The following is an 18702-nucleotide window of genomic DNA, read 5'->3' on the forward strand; positions in this document are numbered from 1 at the left end:
TAATTATTTTTCTTTGATGCTTTATAAGAAATAATCCAAACGAGATAGTCATGCGCCGTATTTTTAGCCCATTCATCTGCCGTCCTTTAAACCTTTTTGAGCTTTGACTCTATTTTGTATTCATTCCTGGTACCAGCAGTGGGCCTTATATCAGGCACTTAGGCATTCATTGAAGATGCGTCATATGTGAAAACCGTGTTAATGTAAGTTCATAAGAAAACGCGCTTTTACAGGCGCTAATACATGCATTTATCTACACGGAATGTCTATGCTAAGTATCTGGACAGTTGGCACTCTTGTTGGTTTTTATCTCCTCGCCCTTTTTGCTGTGGCATTTTGGGGCGATAGGCGCCTGCGCGATAACCGGCAGCACCCTGTTCTTTACAGTTTAGGTTTGGGCGTACACTGTACATCGTGGGCTTTTTTTGGCACAACGTCGCAAGCGGCGCAATACGGTTGGGCAGTCATTCCCACTTATCTGGGTATCATGTTAACGATGGCATTTGCGTTTCCTGTCGTGCTTCATATAAGCAGACTATGCCAACAACACAACATTAGCTCTTTGGCAGATCTCATCTCACTTAAATATCAGCATTCTCATTTAATTGCCGCGCTAATCACTTTGCTTTGCTTTTTTGGGGTTGTGCCCTATATCGCGCTTCAGCTAGATGCGATTACAAAGTCAATTAACTTACTCACTGGTAAATCCCAAACAAGTACACCTTGGTTAAGCATCTATGTGGCTAGCTTGCTCGCTCTTTTCGCCATTACCTTCGGCACACGCACACTTAATTTGACAGATAAACATCCCGGATTGCTGCTTACAATTGCCTTTGAGTCGATAATAAAGCTCGTCGCGCTCTGGGCTGTAGGAATTTTTGTCTGCTTTTTTCTATTTGACGGCGTGTTAGATTTGATATCGAAGGCCGCATCAAACGTCAACGCAAAAGAAGTCATTTACGCCGATAGTGCACCGTGGGTTTATGTTTCGCACGTAGCATTGGGTGTTTGCTCCATGTTCGTATTGCCCAGACAATTTCACATGAACTTTGTTGAACAAAACGGCGAGGGAGAGCTTCGTACTGCAAGGTGGTTATTTCCTCTCTACTTATTCGGCATGACCCTTTTTCTTATCCCCATTGCGCTTGCAGGCAAAATGCTGCTGCCGGTAACGACAAGTTCAGATGCCTACGTTCTCGCGCTTCCCCTTTATACCGAAAACCTAGCCCTGTCAGGTTTTGCCTTTATTGGCGGTTTGTCTGCAACCACCAGCATGGTGATTGTCGCAACCTTGGCGTTGGGAATAATGATTTCCAACAATGTCGTTACCCCACTTTGGCTTAAAGCACGCCTTAAAACTTCATCTACTCGCTCAATGGAGCCGAGTAACATTCTCTCTATTCGCCGACTCACCGTATTGATCGTTCTAAGCATTGCACTGTGGTATCACCTAAATATCAGTCAAGCTGCGCCACTGGTTAAAAGCGGTGTAATTGCTATTGCGTTGTTAGGACAATGTATGCCGGCGCTTATGTTTGGTATTTATTGGCGGCGCAGCACCAAGGCAGCTGCCATTTCCGCTTTACTTGTGGGCTTTATTTGTTGGGCGGCATTTCTGCTCTATCCTAGCTTGCTTTCAAGCTATTATTTCGATCCCGCGCCGACTGACGAGGCGTTGGGACTCGGTTTTGCTTATTCATTACTCGCTAACTGCTGTACGTTTGTTTTAGTGGCAATGACAACATCCAAGCGAGAAAATACTGCGCAAGAAAGTGCTATTTCACGCGCCGACACACCTCTTTTAATGGTGAAAGTAAGAGATTTGATTGCGCTCACGGAGCGTGTTTTGGAGAAAGAAACACACGCTCAACTTATTCAACAGCTTTCTGTCGATGTCAATCGAGCATCAAGCAGCGGCTATGCCAGTCAGGCTTTAATAGAAAGAGTAAATAAATTATTGGCAGCCCAAGTTGGCGCCCCTAGCGCCAGGATTCTATTGGGAGCGATTGCAGATACAGGCGGAGATGCGTTGCCAGAGCTAGTCGATTGGGTTGAAGAGGCGTCGCAGTCATTTCAATTTAATCATGAAGTACTCCAATCATCTGTCCAGAATATCGAGCAAGGGATAAGCGTACTGGATGAAAAACTCAAATTGTTAGCATGGAACGACAGATATATTGAAATATTTAACTACCCCAAAGGCTTCTTAAAAGCGGGGATGCCTATCACTGACATACTCAGTTACAACGCCCAGCGCGGCTTATTTAGTGTTTCAAACATCGAGTCTAATCCTCACGCAGTTCAATCAGAAATTAACAAGCGCGTGAGTTTTATGCTGGACGGCAGTCGCCATAAATTCATTCGAAAACAACCCGACGGTAAAGTGATTGAATTAAATGGCGCGCCGCTACCGGGTGGTGGCTACGTCACGACGTATAGCGACATAACCGAGTACATTGCGATTCAGCAGCAACTCGAAAACGCGAAGGCGGAATTGGAAACACGGGTAGCAATAAGAACGGCAGAATTGGAAGAAGCGAAACGTCAGGCTGTGCAGGCAAATGAAAGTAAGACAAAATTTCTTGCAGCTGCTGGTCATGACTTGATGCAGCCTTTCAACGCGGCTACGTTGTTTGCAGCTATGCTGAGCAAGAAAACGCAAGGCAGTGAACTGGCTAGTCTATCAGAGGGTGTGGTCAATTCACTGGATAATGCGCAGAGTCTACTCACCATGTTACTTGATATGAGTAAACTGGACGCAGGAGTGTTGAAAGCACAAAAAAATGTATTCCCTTTGGATGAAATTTTATCCTCATTAGTACAAGAATTTACCATTATTGCGGAGCAAAAAGGGGTCACGCTTAGCTATGTACCTACAAGTTTATTTATCTATAGCGATAAAAATTTACTGAGAAGAGTGATACAAAATTTGTTGTCAAATGCCGTTCGCTATACTTCTCGGGGTAAAGTCTTAATTGGTGTTAAAAGAGCCCGCCGCACAAATAGAGATAATGAAAACGTTAACGATATAAGGATAGTTGTCTGCGATACCGGAAATGGAATTGCCGTAGATGAACAGCAAAATATTTTTAGTGAATTCCATCAGTTAGATAACCCGAATAGCAGCGAAGGGATTGGATTAGGATTAACCATAGTCGATCGCATATGTCGCTTATTGGCACACCGAATCACGATTGAGTCAACGTTAGGCAGAGGCAGCTGTTTTTCTGTCTATCTAGATTTAGCGCATGAGCAAGCTGTAATCGACCACTCCCACGTAACGGCTTCTTCCTCCTTGCCATTAGTCAACGCTGGTGAATCTGGCGTTAGTGAACTTTCAGCCTTTTTGTCAGACCGCGTTATATTGTTAATCGAAAATGACGAGCAAGTGGCAGGCGCGATGCGTTCACTATTAAATGACTGGGGCGCTGAAGTATATTGGATTAAGGGACAGCAAGACATATTACCTATTAATAAACATTTTGATGTTCTAATCGCAGACTATCATTTAAACACCGGTGAAACAGGCACCCAGTGCGCCGACATGCTGACTCAGAACGGCTTTTCATTTGGCTTCACCTTGTTAATAACAGCAGATCGCAGTCATCAAGTACGGGAAGAAGCGGCTTCATTAGGTATGGCGTACTTGCCGAAACCTGTGAAGCCACTCGCACTAAAACGCTTATTAAAACAAGGTATTGGTAGGTAGTTACTCAGGCAAACCTATATGCATTTTTGCCGTGCTGTATTCGAGCGTAACAACAAAATCTTTTAATAGGTCATATCCAATCAGCCCGACGACCTTTTTCCCACCAAGCCTGCTTCCTAGCTCTTTATACTGGCTCTCTATATGTGTCTTTTGCCCTTCAGCTGGGAAACTTACCTTTACATTACTGACTTCAAAGGGCCCAAATTTAACCGTATCTGCGGTAGCGAATTCATTGGCCCCAAAACCGTTAGCGCCAAACGACTCCGACACCCCTTCTATGTTATCTAACAAGCCGGCTCTCGACGCCACTTTCCTATCAACAAAAATAGAGCCAGCATTCCCAGTATCGATAAGAAGCCAAACCGTTTTGCCGTTGATCTCTATTTGAGCTATCGGCATACCACTTCCTTGCTGGACCACAGTGCGAACATTGGCGACATCGTGCATGTTCACGCTATCTCTTGTGAGAAGTCTTATTTTTTGATTTGGGTAGTCTAGTTGAACAATAAAATTTTGGAAGAAGCCCGAACCTAAAAGCAGTCCGTTTGAATGGTGACCCAAATTTCCTTCAACAAGGTTATCAAGCTCGAATTCTGAGCCGAATATATTGACCTTTACATTATTAAATGTGCTTCGTTTCTCAATCTTATATACACCTTGGATGTTGATAGCGCGTCCGCCATCTAGCTCCAAATTATTTTTTCCGATAAAGGCTTTATTGATACTGTTCACCTGAGCGCCAGAATCAAGCATGACTCGAGATTCTATTCCCTCTATTGTGACAGGTAAAAAAACGTGGCCTCGATCTAGTATAAAATCAGTCCAGTGCGTAGCGGCAGCGTGGCTTAAAAACGGCAATAGTAAAGCAATTAAATATACTGAACGCCTCATAAAAGTCCCTTTAAATTTTTAAAAACAACGTAGTTCTACAAATTATCCACTGCGAACGCTATCACATCGTTTTTGGCACTTCTAGCCATATGAAACATTTGATTTACCACAAGTAAACCGATGCATTAAACGTGCATGGCGTTTTTAAATGCAATGCCAGCTTTAGTCCTGTTGATTACGCCCAGTTTTCTAAGTACAGCCGAAACATGCTGTTTTACCGTTGATTCCGAGATCTCCAATTCGTAAGCAATCTGTTTGTTGAGTAAGCCGTCTGACACCATACGCAGTACTTTTAACTGGTGAGGCGTGAGTTGCTTTAATCGGCTCGTAAAGTCATCTGCGCCACACATACTATGGTCATTTTGACCAGCTGATTTGTTCTGCCCGTTTGGAGACATATGTGCTGAAGTAGGAACCCAAGTCTCGCCATCAAGCACAGTGTTGACCGCTTCAATGATACATTCAACGGAAGCTGACTTAGGAATAAATCCGCTCGCGCCCAACGCTAACGACTTTGCCATTACATCGGGTTCTTCTTGTGCAGTAACCACAACTACAAGCACATCTGGATGAAGCGCATGTACCTCAGCAAGGCCATTCAACCCTTCATTGCCAGGCATGGTGAGATCTAAAAAGAGCAGATCGATATCGTCATTTGATTTAAGACAAGCAAGTGTATCGGGGAAGGTAGACGTTTCTACAAGTTCAATATGCTCCACGCAAGTTAACGCATGGCACATTGCGGCCCTGAACAAAGGGTGATCGTCAGCAATGAGGATTTTCACAGACATAATGCTATCAACTTGTAACTACTTTGTTAATCAACATACTACCACGGCGGTAAATAAAGGTTAATCATAATGGCAATAATCGACATAAACACCGGTATGGTTCACACAAAAATGAACACGCCTAAGCTAAGAGGCCTAGGCGTGAAACAAGGTGTTAATTTTCTCTAGCACACTGGGTTTAGAATCGATAGCCCACCGTTAGATGAACCGTTCGCGGGTCACCGTAATACCCAATAAGTGTGGTATCACCGCCCAGACCTGGGCCGAAGTTACCTTCACCGTCTTGGGTAACAAAGTCGTAACCGCCAACCAGATACTCTTCATCGGTCAGGTTTTTAACATGTAATCCAGCATACCAGTCGCCTTCTACACTTTCCCAACGCGCGCTTAAGTTCACCATACCGTAGGCATCTTGTTGGATAAGATCGCTGGTTTCAAAGATGAGGTAATCATCGCGGTAATAGTAGTTGGCGTTAAACGTAATATCACCAAAGGTAGTTTCCAGTAAATAATTGGCGTTAACGTTGAAGGTATTCTCTGGCGTACTTGCCAAGCCAATTAACGGAGGAATCGCATTATTTTTCTTTATCTCAAAGTCGATATAACCATAAGCAGCGTCAAACTGCAGGTTGTCTGTGGCTACCCATGTCATCTCCAACTCCGCACCTTTTGCGGCAGTTTCTGCAGCGTTGCGCAGTCGCTGGTCAAGTGCTGTAGGGTCAGATAGATCACCTTCAACCCCGATGTATTGACGGTCTTTGTGATCGTAAGAAAATAGAGTTATGTTCATACGAAGGGCATCGCTTAAGTCGCTTTTCACACCCACTTCGAAGCTATCCACTACCTCAGGCCGAACCCCAGGCTCATTAGTTTGAGCACGAGGGTTAAAGGTGCCCGATTTAAAGCCCTGTGAATAGCTGGCGAAGAACATGGTATCGCGGTCCATTTGATACTCAACACCCACACGCGGAGTAAAACGAGACCAACTTTCTACCGCTGGCGCATCTAAGACATCATCGCCATCAGTGTCTGTCCCAAGTACTTGAGGCACTAGTTGTCCATCGGGACGAACATAGCCTTCAATCCAATCGGTATAGGGGTAAACGTTGGCAAACACTAAACCGTTATTTACAAACGCGGTCTTTTCTTCATCGGTATAGCGAGCACCAAGTGAGAGAGAGAGTTTATCAGTTACGTCGTAGTTCATTTGTGCATAGGCCGCCCAGCTCTCTGAGTTGTTGCAACCAGTGACTTCTCGGGTTAATCCCGGTGCGCCTAAGGCTTGCCCTAAAACGCCTAATATTGCGTCAAAGTTTCCGCAGCTTTCGCCGTCATATAAATACAATCCCGATACAACGCTGAAAGTTTCACCTGTATAGTTGACTTGAAGTTCGTGCGTATCATTACTGTCGTCATATTCAGCAGGCACATCAAAAATAGGCAGTGGCGTGTTATCAAAATCGATATTGGTGGGTGAATAACTCTCTCGGTGCGAACCAATATATTTAAGCTCTAAATTATCACTTACGTTATAGCGCGCTAGCCAGTTATACCCTTCTAGCTCTACTTTATTCCATGTGGGTAAGCTGGTGTAAGAGTCGTACACTGAATCAGGTACTGGTGCATCGGTGAGAATACTCGGAATTAAGCGATATCCCCCTTTTGCATTCGATGTATCTTCTGTTTTGTCCCAACCAAAGCGGAAAAATAAGTCTTCACTGGGGTGCACTTCAAGGGTTACTCTCGCTGCCCACAAGTCTTTGTTGTAGTTTTCTTTATCTTGGTTTGGCAAAGCGCTAATCAGATACTCACCGAAACCATCCCGATTCAAATTGGCGTATCCGACGCCAAGGTAAACCGTATCTTCAATAAGCGGAATCTGGCCTGTGACTCTCATATCGCGCTGACTGTAGCTACCTACCGTGGCCTCTACATTCATTTGAGTTTCGCCAGTCATCTCTTTGGTTACATATTTAACTGCGCCACCGATAGTATTTTTACCGTACAGTGTTCCCTGAGGGCCACGTAGCACTTCAATTCGCTGCACATCTAAGAGATCCAGCACCGCGCCTTGAGGCCGTGCAATATAGACATCATCAACATAAATCCCAACGCCCGGCTCATAGCCCCATAGCGGGTCTTGCTGACCTAAACCGCGAATAAACGCCGTCAGGGTTGAATTAGTTCCACGACTTGTCTGCAACGTGGTGTTGGGTGAAAACTGTTGAATTTCAGTTAACACACTTATGCCTTTTTCGCCCAATTCAACGGCACCAATGGATGTGATTGCAACCGGCGTTTCTTGAAGGGATTCTACGGTTCTTCGCGCTGTAACTTCAATGCGCTCTAATTTTCCTTTTTCCGCATCTTGATCATTGGTCGACTGCGGATTTTCTTGCGCGAATGCCGATGCCGAGCAAATTACGCCAGCCACCGCAAGGGCACAAAGGCTTTTTGTAGGCATGCTAGCCACGCTACGTTTATCTGACTTTAATGTGTTAGATGAAACCCAATTTAGTGTGTTTGTTGATTTAGACATAGTGACTCCTTGTTGTTCTAAGTTATAGGGCCTGTTGAACGTTACTGTACATTTTTGCAGCGGCCCGTGTGCTATCTAGACAAGGCGGATGTTTGACGGTCTAGTGGTTCTAAATCGAAAACATTCAACGCAGTATAGATGGCACACAGACGCTGCCCTAAGGGGTCGCTATGGAAGACTTTTACTCTTCGTCACTGTCCTTTAACTTAGGCCGCTAGCCTTGCAGGAGTGTTTCGTGAATAAAAGGCTTCCATTTAGACCAAAACTTGTACAAAAAAGATCGACAAGCCTTCATCACTGCCGGATGTATTGCCTACGGTCAAAATCACTTTAGTTAATTAATTGTTAATAGTATGTAGTACCATCGTACTATGGGATTTTGGTGAAAGTAACGTCACACTGAATCTTCGTTATGAATGCTTTTTATTGATTTACTTGCACTTTGTCTGTCGGAGACGAAGTAAGTCATTAATCGACTTAACTGTTTCGGATCATCTGCGGTCACAGATTTTTAAGGAATAATAATTATGTTAAGTATGATTGGCTTAGTAGGCGGTCTGTTGTTGCTTATTGTTCTAACAATACGCGGAATGAACCTCTTTATAGCCGCACCTTTGTGTGCACTTGTTGTTGCTTTTACCAACAACATTGGCGTATTCACTGGCGATGTAAACTTCGTTGAAACTTATATGAGTGGATTCTCAGGTTTCATTGCCTCTTGGTTTTTCATGTTTTTACTGGGTGCCCTGTTCGGTAAATTCATGGAAGACACCGGAGCTGCAGATGCGGTGTCTCGCTGGATCATTGAGAAAATTGGCTACAAGCGGGCAGTTTTAGCCGTTGTACTTGCGTGCGCTATTTTAACCTATGGTGGTGTAAGCGTATTCGTCGTCGCGTTCTCGGTTTACCCTATGGCAGTCAGCCTGTTTAAAGATGCGAACTTACCACGACGCTTCATTCCTGCCGCTATGGCTTTTGGTTCGGTGACATTTACGATGACCTCTGCGGGTTCTCCCGAAATTCAAAACTGGATCCCCATAAAATATTTGGGCACCTCGCCTTTTGCAGCGTGGGAAGTCAGCCTGGTTGTTGCAGTATTTATGGCATGCTTCGGGTATTGGTGGTTAGCTAAAATGATCAGAAAAGCGGTGAACAATGGCGAGGTGTTCGAAGCGAGAGCCAGTGACCCACATGTGCGCGAAAGAGCACTTCCCCATCCGCTTACCGGTATTATTCCGTTAATTGTGGTGTTGATTATTTCCTTCTTGTTTCATGAAGAACTCGCACAACTGGCGCTTATTCTCGCGTTAGGCGGGGGTGTGCTGTGTTTACTGGTTATTAATTACCGACATTTTCATAGTTTACCCGTGGCCATTAACTCAGGCACGACAGGCGCACTTATTGCGATAGGCAATACTGCCGCGGTTGTGGGGTTTGGCTCCATCGCGAAAAATACGGAAGCGTTTCAAACGACAGTCGCATTGATGACACAAATTCCAGGTAACGAACTGATTGGCGCCGCCATTGCAGTAAGCGTTATTGCAGGGTTGACAGGCAGCGCCTCGGGAGGACAGGCCATCGCTCTTCCTCTGGTTGCCCCTCACTATCTTGACCAAGGTGTCGAGCCAGAGCAATTACACAGAATTGTTTCAATATCGTCGGGAGCATTAGATTCGCTGCCTCACAATGGTTATGTAGTCACAACAATACGCGCTATATGCCACGAAACCCATCAGGCCGCTTACTGGGCAGTAGGCGCATTGACAGTGGTAGTGCCGGTTATTGGGCTTGCCATGGCCATTGGCCTGTTTAGCTTCATGTGATGCGACATCGATATGATAAAAAACATAAATAACAAATATGCTTCTCGGTTTGAAAAAGGGATAGATTCCATGAAAGGAAAAGTTAGAGGAATGAGCACGCTGGCCATGTTGCTCTTGTTTATGAGCAGCAGGTTCACGAAGCGAATGTTGTACTTACCTCAATGGGCGAGTGTCGCAGACCGCTGCACTTTCAAAATAAAGCATCGTTCGCTAATGATATTGAAATTGCGCGTTTTTACAGGCTTGGTTTTGCCTTTTACAGTAGCAATAAGTGTTCAACCGCTGGCTAACGAAATAGAGAGCGCTGGTACACAAACCGCTCTACCCTCTAATACGGCTCCCCTGATAGTAGAAAAACAGCGGTTTGATATACCCGTTTTTACGACCTTCAACGGTAAGCAAATTAGAAATGTGAAGGTGGGGTGGGAAGCTTATGGCCGCTTAAATGCCGATAAAAATAACGTCATTCTTATTACCCATTATTTTTCAGGTTCGTCTCATGCGGCTGGAAAATACAATCCGAATGATGCGTCTAGCGGATACTGGGACAGTTTGATAGGGCCTGGAAAAGCCATCGATACGAATCGTTTTTATGTAATAAGTGTAGATACACTGGCAAATTTAAATGCGTACGACCCTACCGTTATCACGACTGGGCCTGCATCAACTAACCCCGATACGGGAAAACCCTATGGGCTAGATTTTCCCGTGGTTACCATACGCGACTTTGTAAATGTACAAAAAGCGCTCTTTGAAAGCTTAGGTATCAGTAAACTTTATGCTGTCGTTGGGCCATCTATGGGGTCTATGCAGGCCATCGACTGGGCCAGTGCTTATCCTGATTGGGTAGAACGAATGATATCGGTTATAGGGGCCGGTCAAAGTGACGCCTGGACCACTGCGGCTCTTGAACACTGGGCTACGCCTATTACCCTTGATAACAACTGGAATAATGGCGCCTACACGAAGGACAACGGTCCGTTTGACGGCTTGGTTGCGTCGCTGATGCTAATTACTCAACATGCCCTTACGCCCGCATTTTTCAACGAGCAAGGCAGCGCACTGGGATTTAAAAATACTGAGGTAGCTCCGCTCAACGATATACGCCAGTCGCATAGCATTGTGAACTGGCTTCGCAAGCGCGCTCAGGCCCGAGCGAAAAGCATGGACGCGAACCATCTTTTGTATTTAGTCCGTGCTTGCCAGCTTTTCGTAGCCGGTCACAAAAATAATCTTGAGCAAGGACTGGCATCAATAAAGGCAAAAACGCTGTTTATTCCGGCTGAAACTGATTTGCTTCTTATGCCTTATTTATCGCAACATGCACACCAAGGCTTAACCTCCATGAATAATGACAGCACAATGGTCACGCTACACGGTAAGTTAGGTCATTTAGAGGGTGTGAGTAACGTTTCTCATCAGGCAGAGGCCATTCGCCAATTTTTAGAAAATGAAAAGGCAGAAAATTAATCATGAAACCTAATACATATTCTCGTAAATCCCTGTGTTTTTCTTTTATCGTTGCCAGCACACTTTCTTTCAGCGCAGTTTCCGTGGAAAAAAACGATATCCCTGAGCTCGCTCTTGACTTGGAAAATGTCACCGTATCTGGGCTATCGTCTGGTGGCTACATGGCGACCCAATTTCAGTTATCCCACAGCGATTGGGTAAAAGGCGTTGGCGTGATTGCCGGCGGCCCGTACTTTTGTGCTCAAGGTGACATTACCACTGCGCTCGCTCAATGTGTGAATAAAGTAGAAGGCGACATAAACCTTGAGACGCTTAATGACAAAGCGAAACAATATGCATCAGAGGGAAAGATTGCCTCGCTTGATAATATGAAAGACGCCAAAGTTTGGCTTTTCCATGGCACGCAAGACACACGAGTAGTTGCCAACGTCAGCGACTCACTTTTTGAACAATATCAAATGTGGACAGACACTCAAAACATTGCCTATATCAATGACAAGCCCATGGCCCATTTATTTCCGACCAGAGATAAAGGCGTAAACTGCATGAAATCAGAGAGCCCCTTCATCGGCAACTGTGACTATGACGCAGCGGGCGCCATGCTCTCTCATCTTATAGAAGGTGTTGCTACACCGGATGCGTCGCTTACAGGGAAAATACATTCGTTTGACCAGCAAAAAATAGCAGGTAGCGATGCCAAAACACTCGCAAGTGAAGGCTTTGTTTATGTACCGAAAAGCTGTGAGCAAGGAGAAACGTGTCGAGCTCATATAAGTTTTCACGGTTGCAACCAATATGCTGATGCAGTCGGCGATGCCTACACCACGCAAACAGGGCTAAATGAGTGGGCCGATGACAATAATATTGTTGTGCTTTACCCACAAACTAAGAAATCGCTCTTTATGCCGCTTAATCCTCAGGGCTGCTGGGATTGGTGGGGATATGCGTCGAGTGACTACGCTAATAAAGAGGGCGCGCAGATCACTGCCGTTAAAAAGATACTCTTCTCGCTAAACACTCGCCTTCCCTCAAAAACCAAGCAAGGAGAAGCTGATGAGTAAGCGAACGGTATTTATCACGGGTGGCGCCAGCGGCATTGGTTTTGGTATTGCCGAGTCAATGATGAAACAGGGCCACCACGTTATTATCGCCGACATCAACGAACAGGCAGCGCAAAATGCAGTGACAAAGCTTGCTCATTTAGAGGGCTCGGCAAGTGCTATTGCCGTTGATGTATGTAATGCTCAACAGGTAGCTGCACTCCCCGACGCTTTAGGCAAATATACCGTTGATGTGTTGATAAATAATGCTGGTATACAGCATGTTTCTCGCATTGAGGATTTTCCAGCAGACAAATGGCAACAGCTCATCAACATTATGCTTGTTGGTCCTGCTCTCTTAACCCAAACCTTTTTGCCCGCTATGCGCAAACAAAACTATGGTCGTATCATTAATATAGGCTCTATTCACTCTCTCGTTGCTTCTCCCTTTAAATCAGCCTATGTAGCGGCGAAACACGGGCTATTAGGATTTGCAAAAACCATCGCGCTTGAAACCGGAGACTGTGATGTGACCATCAACACGCTTTGCCCCGCTTATGTCAAAACGCCATTAGTGGAGCAGCAAATTACTGCACAAGCGAAAGAGAATAACTTAAGCGAAGAAGAGGTAATAACGAAGATAATGTTAGAGCCCATGCCCAAAAAGCAATTTGTGAGCGTCGAAGAACTAGCGGACACGGCTAACTTCTTAATGTCTTCTAGCGCCCGCAATATAACGGGACAAACCATGGTACTTGATGGCGGTTGGACCGCGAGATAAACGTTCAGTTTTGTTTCTCGTCTGCGCTAAAACAAAAAGACTGCGTTGTTCAGTCTTTTTGTGTATTCCGTTTTTAATTACCGTTATTTTTTATAACCACTTCTCTATTCCCATAGAGAAACATAGATGGCAATCATTTCTTCGATGGTTGGAATACGTGGATTATTTCCTGGTGAACCCGACGCTAGGGCTTGCTCCGCCATGGTTGAGGTTAAGCTAAAAAACGCCTCTTTATCTATACCAAAGTCTTTCGGTGATGGAACCTGAAGGTCTGCGTTGAGGGCTTTTAATTCAACAATTAGCTTTTGATTAGCAAGGTCGTCTGAATCGCTCTGGCTCGCAACTCCCATCGCACGCGCGCACTGGGCATAACGCACCGTTGCGCTTGGAATTGAAAATGCGGTAACTGCAGGCAACAACATCGCATTCGAGAGCCCATGTGGGACGTGAAATGCCGCGCCAATTGGACGGCTCATGCCATGTACCAGCGCCACTGACGCGTTTGAAAACGCAATTCCCGCCAGCGTTGATCCCAGCATCATGGCCTCACGCGCACGTTCGTTTTTACCGTCAGCAAAAACCGTTCGTAAATTTGGTGCAATTAGGGCCATGGCAGAGAGTGCCTGTGCGTCACTGTACAAATTAGCTTTACGACTCACATACGCCTCAATAGCGTGAGTGAGTGCATCAATTCCCGTATCTGCAGTTACACGCTGTGGCAAGCTTAAAGTAAGCGAGAAATCTATCAATGCAGCAGTAGGCATAAAACCTATACCCACACACAGCATTTTTTCACTGGTTTGTTCATCGGTAATAATAGTAAAGCGCGTCACCTCTGAGCCAGTGCCTGCCGTCGTTGGGATAGCGATAATTGGCAGCCCTTCTTCGTTTACCACTCTGGGAAATTTATAATCGCGCATCTCGCCACCGTACTTTCCCAAAATCCCTATCGCTTTTGCACTATCGATGGGGCTGCCACCGCCAAGGGCGATAATGCAGTCATAGGGTTTAGCGCGTAACGCTTCAACGCCCGCCGCTATTGAGGTTACTGTAGGCTCAGGCACAGTATCAGAGAATACATCCAGCGCGATGGAATGCTCTGCTAAATAACGCTGTATACGTTCGGCGTACCCTAATTCAACCATCATGTGATCAGTAATAAGCAAAGGTTTAGAACAGCGTAAGCTTGCAAGCGTCTCTGTAATTCGCTGGCTTGCCTCTTTTCCGATATGCATTGTTCTTGGCAAGATAATTTGATGAGCCATGTTTCCCTCGCAGCAACGTTTTCCAGTGTAATGTTGAGTAAAAGCGGAACAAAAGGTCATCAAAAAACTCAACCTCTGTGTTTTATTTTCGCTCTAACTTTTTGTTATCTCAGCATACCTTCCGCTACACGCAAAGCAATAGCGATGTGAAATTTATGTTAAAAGCTACATTTCTAATTGAAATTTATATTAGGCGAAAAAGTCGCGTTTCACTCCTTTTCCTAAAATTGAATGGTAGACTGTGAGCTGCGCTTCTATGGATAAGAATTATGAAAAAACTCGGTGTAATTGCATTGCTTGTAACTGTTCTCGCTATAGCGTTATGGCAATGGCCGAACCCTGATAGTCCTCTTTTAACCGAATCAGAGAGTTTTCGCGTTGAGACGCAGCTGCCTGACAATTTTTTTGATGAACACGTTTCCCCCGTACTCACGCAGCGCTGCGTAGTTTGTCACGCGTGTTATGATGCGCCTTGCCAGCTTAAAATGACTTCTTCTGAGGGAATAGCAAGGGGGGCGAATAAGGAAAAGGTCTACGAAGGAACCCGTATTACCGCCGCCCAACCCAACAGAATGTTCCTTGATGCCCACAGCACCGACGCGTGGCGTGAGCGAGGCTTCTTTGATGTTCTGCCGGCGGAGCATCAAACAACTACCTCTAAAACACAATCATCTGTTCTCGCTCAAATGCTGTTGCTTAAAAAACAGCATCCTCTGCCAGATACCCATCATTTAGGTTCTGGGTTTGACATCAGTTTAAACAGAGAAAACCAATGCCCCACAATAGATGAAATGGGGGGATATATTGCCGAGCAACCCCTTGGAGGTATGCCGTACGCGCTTCCGGGTTTAACAGACATTGAGCACAATACCCTCATGCAGTGGATACATAACGGCGCTCCGCTGTCGGAGCCTAAAATCCTATCAGACGAGCTAAAAGCTGAGGTATTGGCGTTAGAAAAGTGGTTAAACGGCGATAGCAGTAAGATGCAGTTATCTGCCCGTTATATCTATGAGCATTTATTTACATCGCATCTTTATTTTGAAGATGTTACTGCTGAAAAAGCGACGCCTCAATTTTTTAATTTAGTACGCTCGCGCACACCTTCTGGTGAGCCTATTGACATTATAGCTACTCGCAGGCCCTTTGATGATCCCAAGATTGACCGGGTTTACTACCGCCTACAGCCGGTATTTTCAACGATTGTGAGTAAAACTCATCAAGCCTATGCCATTAATGAAGCGCTAATAGATAAATGGCATTCTTGGTTTGTCGACGCCAACTTTGAGGTATCAACACTTCCTTCTTATGAGCCTGAGGTTGCTGCTAACCCTCTCACAGCGTTTGACTCACTCCCTGTTGAAAGTCGCTACCGCTTTATGCTTGAGCGAGCACAAAACACAATCATGGGGTATATAAAGGGGCCGGTTTGTCGAGGTCAGGTTGCACTCAATGTTATCAACGACAGATTTTGGGTGTTCTTTGTTGACCCTGATATAGCAGCCTCTAAAAAAATGAACGCTTTTTATGCTTCGCAAAGAGAAAATCTTCACCTTCCTGCAGAGAAAGACAGCTCAGCCTTAGCCGTTAACTGGGTAAAATACGCTAAACGTCAAGGTGAATACTTACGCGCTCGTACCGCGTTTATGAATGAAGAATTCAAAAATGGTGAGCACTTAAATATTGCAAGTATTTGGGATGGCGATGGGAACAACACCAATGCAAGCCTAACGGTTTTTCGCCATTTTGATAACGCGACTGTGGTTAAAGGAATGACAGGAGAGCCAACTAAAACCGCGTGGGTTATTGATTACGCATTACTTGAACGGATTCATTATTTACTTGTCGCTGGATTTGATGTGTACGGCAATTACGGTCATCAGTTGATGACCCGCCTGTATATGGACTTTTTGCGCATGGAAGGTGAGTCGAACTTTCTTAATTTACTTCCGCCTAAAACCCGCCATACATTACTGAGTGAGTGGTATCAAAATGCCAGCCCTGAATTGACAGACTATCTAGAAGGAGACATAAACAGTTTTGAGCAGCCTTCTGGCATTGTGTTTGACACAGACAGGCCGCAGCAGGAACTTTATCAAATGCTTTTAGAACATTTATCAGATGTCCTGCCAGCAGAATCGACCTTTGATAAAAGTATGTTGTCTGACGAACAATTTTCAGCCCTTGCGAATTTAGACTTTCTTCCTGCTAAGCAAGCCACACTAATGCCAGAAACTACCGTTATTGTTGTCAGGGATGACACAGACCCAGGTAAAATAGACGTGTTTACCGCACTACGAAATAGTGCGCATTACAACGTAAACAGCTTGTTTGAAGAAGAGGAAAATCGCGAGCCTTCAAAAGATTCTATTACCCTTGTGCATGGCTTATTGGGCAGTTACCCCGACGCGTTTTGGTTTATCAAGGCTTCAGAGGTCATAGGTTCAATCGAACATCTGCACACTATTCAAAGCGAGGCCGATTACAAAGCGTTACTTGACAAGGTAGGGATGCGGCGCACTAACTCTGAGTTTTGGACATTTAGCGATAACCTACTTCAATGGTCTAAAGAGCAATATCCTATTGAAGGCGGACTGCTAGACTACAATCGGCTAGAGGACAGATAAACCTTATTCTGCGTATCGCTTTACGCTTTTCATTTACGAAATACCTGTGCTAATGTCCATTCATTGAAAATGAAAAAACATTAGCACTGAATGCCCTATCAAACTGTTGCCTTAATTGGAAAACCTCAGCACGCTGCAACCCATGACAGTCTAAATATTCTTGCGGACTATTTGCTCGCAAAAGGGTGCAAACTGCTTGTAGAAGAAACCATTGCTGAAGAACTTGAAACCGAAAACTTTGAGAGTTGTAATCTCGTCGCGATTGGTAAAAACGCTGATTTAGCGGTCGTCGTAGGCGGAGACGGCAGCATGCTCGGTGCCGCGCGTGTACTGGCGCGTTTTGATATTCACGTTGTAGGCGTCAATCGCGGGAATTTGGGCTTTCTTACAGATATCCACCCCGATGACATTACACAGCAGCTAGACCTTATCTTTAACGGCGAATGTGTTGTTGAAGAACGGTTTCTGCTCGAGGTAGGCGTTTACAGACATGAAAAGCTCAAAAGTAATAATTCAGCGATGAATGAAGTGGTACTCCATCACGGAAAAGTGGCTCACATGATGGAGTTCGAGATCTACATTGACGAGCAGTTTGTGTTTAGCCAACGCAGCGACGGCCTAATTGTTGCCACTCCAACGGGGTCAACAGCATACTCGCTCTCGGCCGGCGGCCCTATAATTATGCCAAAGCTTGACGCCCTCACATTAGTGCCCATGTTCCCTCACACACTGAGCAGTCGGCCTATCGTCGTTGACGCCGACAGCCAAGTTTCAATGAAAGTATCAAAGGTTAACAGCCATTCTCTTCAGGTAAGCTGTGACAGTCATATCGTTCTACCTGTATTACCGGGTGACGAAATTCGTATAAACAAAAGTACCGATAAACTTCATTTGGTTCACCCCAAAGGCTATAGCTATTTTAATGTGCTACGCAAAAAGCTCGGTTGGGGTAGCAAACTCTACTGATCTGTCGCGCAATGTCCTCTCTTGTGCATTTATTACATAAGCCTGTAGCATTTTCCCAAAGCTACAGGCTTGAAAAATAAAGATTTTTTAATCTTTATCAAAATACCCAGATAAATCCGTTACTTATAAAAGGTCCTACATCCGGCATACCTGTTGCACCTTTACTATCAAGCTGTCAGCGAGAAAACATATCAATTTGTTGAACTGCGTTTTCTGAAAATATGGATGAATGACAAGGTTTCTCGAAAAGTCGCTGACTTTTATTTAGTAATAGGAGATATCATGAGTAATACCAATATCAAATTTACAGCCCCAGGAATGGATAACGACGCCGCTGCCAAAACAATCAAGGTATTGGATCAACGATTGGTCGCGTTATTAGATTTACAGCTAACACTTAAACACGTTCACTGGAATGTCGTCGGACCAAACTTCATCGGTGTGCATGAAATGCTAGACCCACAAGTTGATGCGGTTCGCGGCATGACTGATACAATCGCAGAGCGTATCGCAACATTGGGCGGCGTTCCAAAAGGGACTCCGAAGGCGATTGTAGATGGTCGTAGTTGGGAAGATTATCAGTTAGGCAAGGGCTTGGTGCTTGACCACTTAAAAGCACTTGATGCAGTTTACGATGGCGTAAACAGCGACCATAGAAGAGCCCTTGAGTTATTAGGTGAACTAGATCCGGTTTCAGAAGACATGATTACGGGTCAGCTTGCAGACCTAGAGCAATTTCAGTGGTTTGTCCGTGCACACATTGAGTCTGGTAGTGGCGAACTGCAACAATAACTCACTTC

General features: G+C 45.0%; 12 protein-coding genes. 8 read left to right on the forward strand and 4 right to left on the reverse strand.

The window, feature by feature from the left end:
* Positions 1-268: 268 nt before the first annotated feature.
* The gene (locus tag GVO63_RS14140) at positions 269-3709 is read left to right on the forward strand and encodes a PAS domain-containing hybrid sensor histidine kinase/response regulator (protein WP_159580717.1); all 3441 of its coding nucleotides are present in this window, start codon (positions 269-271) and stop codon (positions 3707-3709) included.
* Here the strand turns inward: GVO63_RS14140 and GVO63_RS14145 are convergent, their stop codons facing one another.
* The 3 genes from GVO63_RS14145 to GVO63_RS14155 form a co-directional block, all read right to left on the reverse strand.
* Entirely contained in the window at positions 3710-4600 is an 891-nt protein-coding gene (locus GVO63_RS14145; RefSeq protein ID WP_159580719.1) for an aspartyl protease family protein, read from the reverse strand.
* A 125-nt stretch (positions 4601-4725) separates the two neighbouring features.
* On the reverse strand, positions 4726-5391 hold the full coding sequence (locus GVO63_RS14150; protein WP_159580721.1) for a response regulator: 666 nt from the start codon (positions 5389-5391) through the stop codon (positions 4726-4728).
* A 178-nt stretch (positions 5392-5569) separates the two neighbouring features.
* Positions 5570-7930, reverse strand: coding sequence for a TonB-dependent receptor (locus tag GVO63_RS14155; RefSeq protein ID WP_159580723.1), 2361 nt, complete (start codon positions 7928-7930; stop codon positions 5570-5572).
* Between the two features lie 527 nt (positions 7931-8457).
* Between GVO63_RS14155 and GVO63_RS14160 the strand changes: the two genes are divergently transcribed.
* The 4 genes from GVO63_RS14160 to GVO63_RS14175 all read left to right on the forward strand — a co-directional run bounded on the left by GVO63_RS14160 (position 8458) and on the right by GVO63_RS14175 (position 13044).
* Positions 8458-9753, forward strand: coding sequence for a GntP family permease (locus tag GVO63_RS14160; RefSeq protein WP_159580725.1), 1296 nt, complete (start codon positions 8458-8460; stop codon positions 9751-9753).
* A 69-nt stretch (positions 9754-9822) separates the two neighbouring features.
* Positions 9823-11223, forward strand: coding sequence for a homoserine O-acetyltransferase (locus GVO63_RS14165; RefSeq protein ID WP_236552159.1), 1401 nt, complete (start codon positions 9823-9825; stop codon positions 11221-11223).
* Entirely contained in the window at positions 11223-12284 is a 1062-nt protein-coding gene (locus GVO63_RS14170; RefSeq protein ID WP_159580785.1) for a PHB depolymerase family esterase, read from the forward strand. The genes GVO63_RS14165 and GVO63_RS14170 overlap by 1 nt, the downstream gene beginning before the upstream one ends.
* Positions 12277-13044, forward strand: a complete 768-nt coding sequence (locus GVO63_RS14175; RefSeq protein WP_159493944.1) for a 3-hydroxybutyrate dehydrogenase — start codon at positions 12277-12279, stop codon at positions 13042-13044. The genes GVO63_RS14170 and GVO63_RS14175 overlap by 8 nt, the downstream gene beginning before the upstream one ends.
* A 104-nt stretch (positions 13045-13148) precedes the next feature.
* Here the strand turns inward: GVO63_RS14175 and GVO63_RS14180 are convergent, their stop codons facing one another.
* Complete coding sequence (locus GVO63_RS14180; RefSeq protein WP_159580727.1) at positions 13149-14309, reverse strand: iron-containing alcohol dehydrogenase; 1161 nt, start codon at positions 14307-14309, stop codon at positions 13149-13151.
* A gap of 269 nt (positions 14310-14578) precedes the next feature.
* Between GVO63_RS14180 and GVO63_RS14185 the strand changes: the two genes are divergently transcribed.
* The 3 genes from GVO63_RS14185 (at position 14579) to dps (ending at position 18694) form a co-directional block, all read left to right on the forward strand.
* Positions 14579-16936, forward strand: coding sequence for a fatty acid cis/trans isomerase (locus GVO63_RS14185; RefSeq protein ID WP_159580729.1), 2358 nt, complete (start codon positions 14579-14581; stop codon positions 16934-16936).
* Positions 16937-17026: 90 nt separating this feature from the next.
* Positions 17027-17902, forward strand: coding sequence for an NAD(+) kinase (gene nadK / locus GVO63_RS14190; RefSeq protein ID WP_159493947.1), 876 nt, complete (start codon positions 17027-17029; stop codon positions 17900-17902).
* 282 nt (positions 17903-18184) lie between these two features.
* On the forward strand, positions 18185-18694 hold the full coding sequence (dps, locus tag GVO63_RS14195; protein WP_159493950.1) for a DNA starvation/stationary phase protection protein Dps: 510 nt from the start codon (positions 18185-18187) through the stop codon (positions 18692-18694).
* The last annotated feature ends 8 nt before the right edge of the window (positions 18695-18702 follow it).

It is taken from the genome of Alteromonas sp. KUL106, assembly GCF_009811415.1.
GTDB lineage: Bacteria > Pseudomonadota > Gammaproteobacteria > Enterobacterales > Alteromonadaceae > Alteromonas.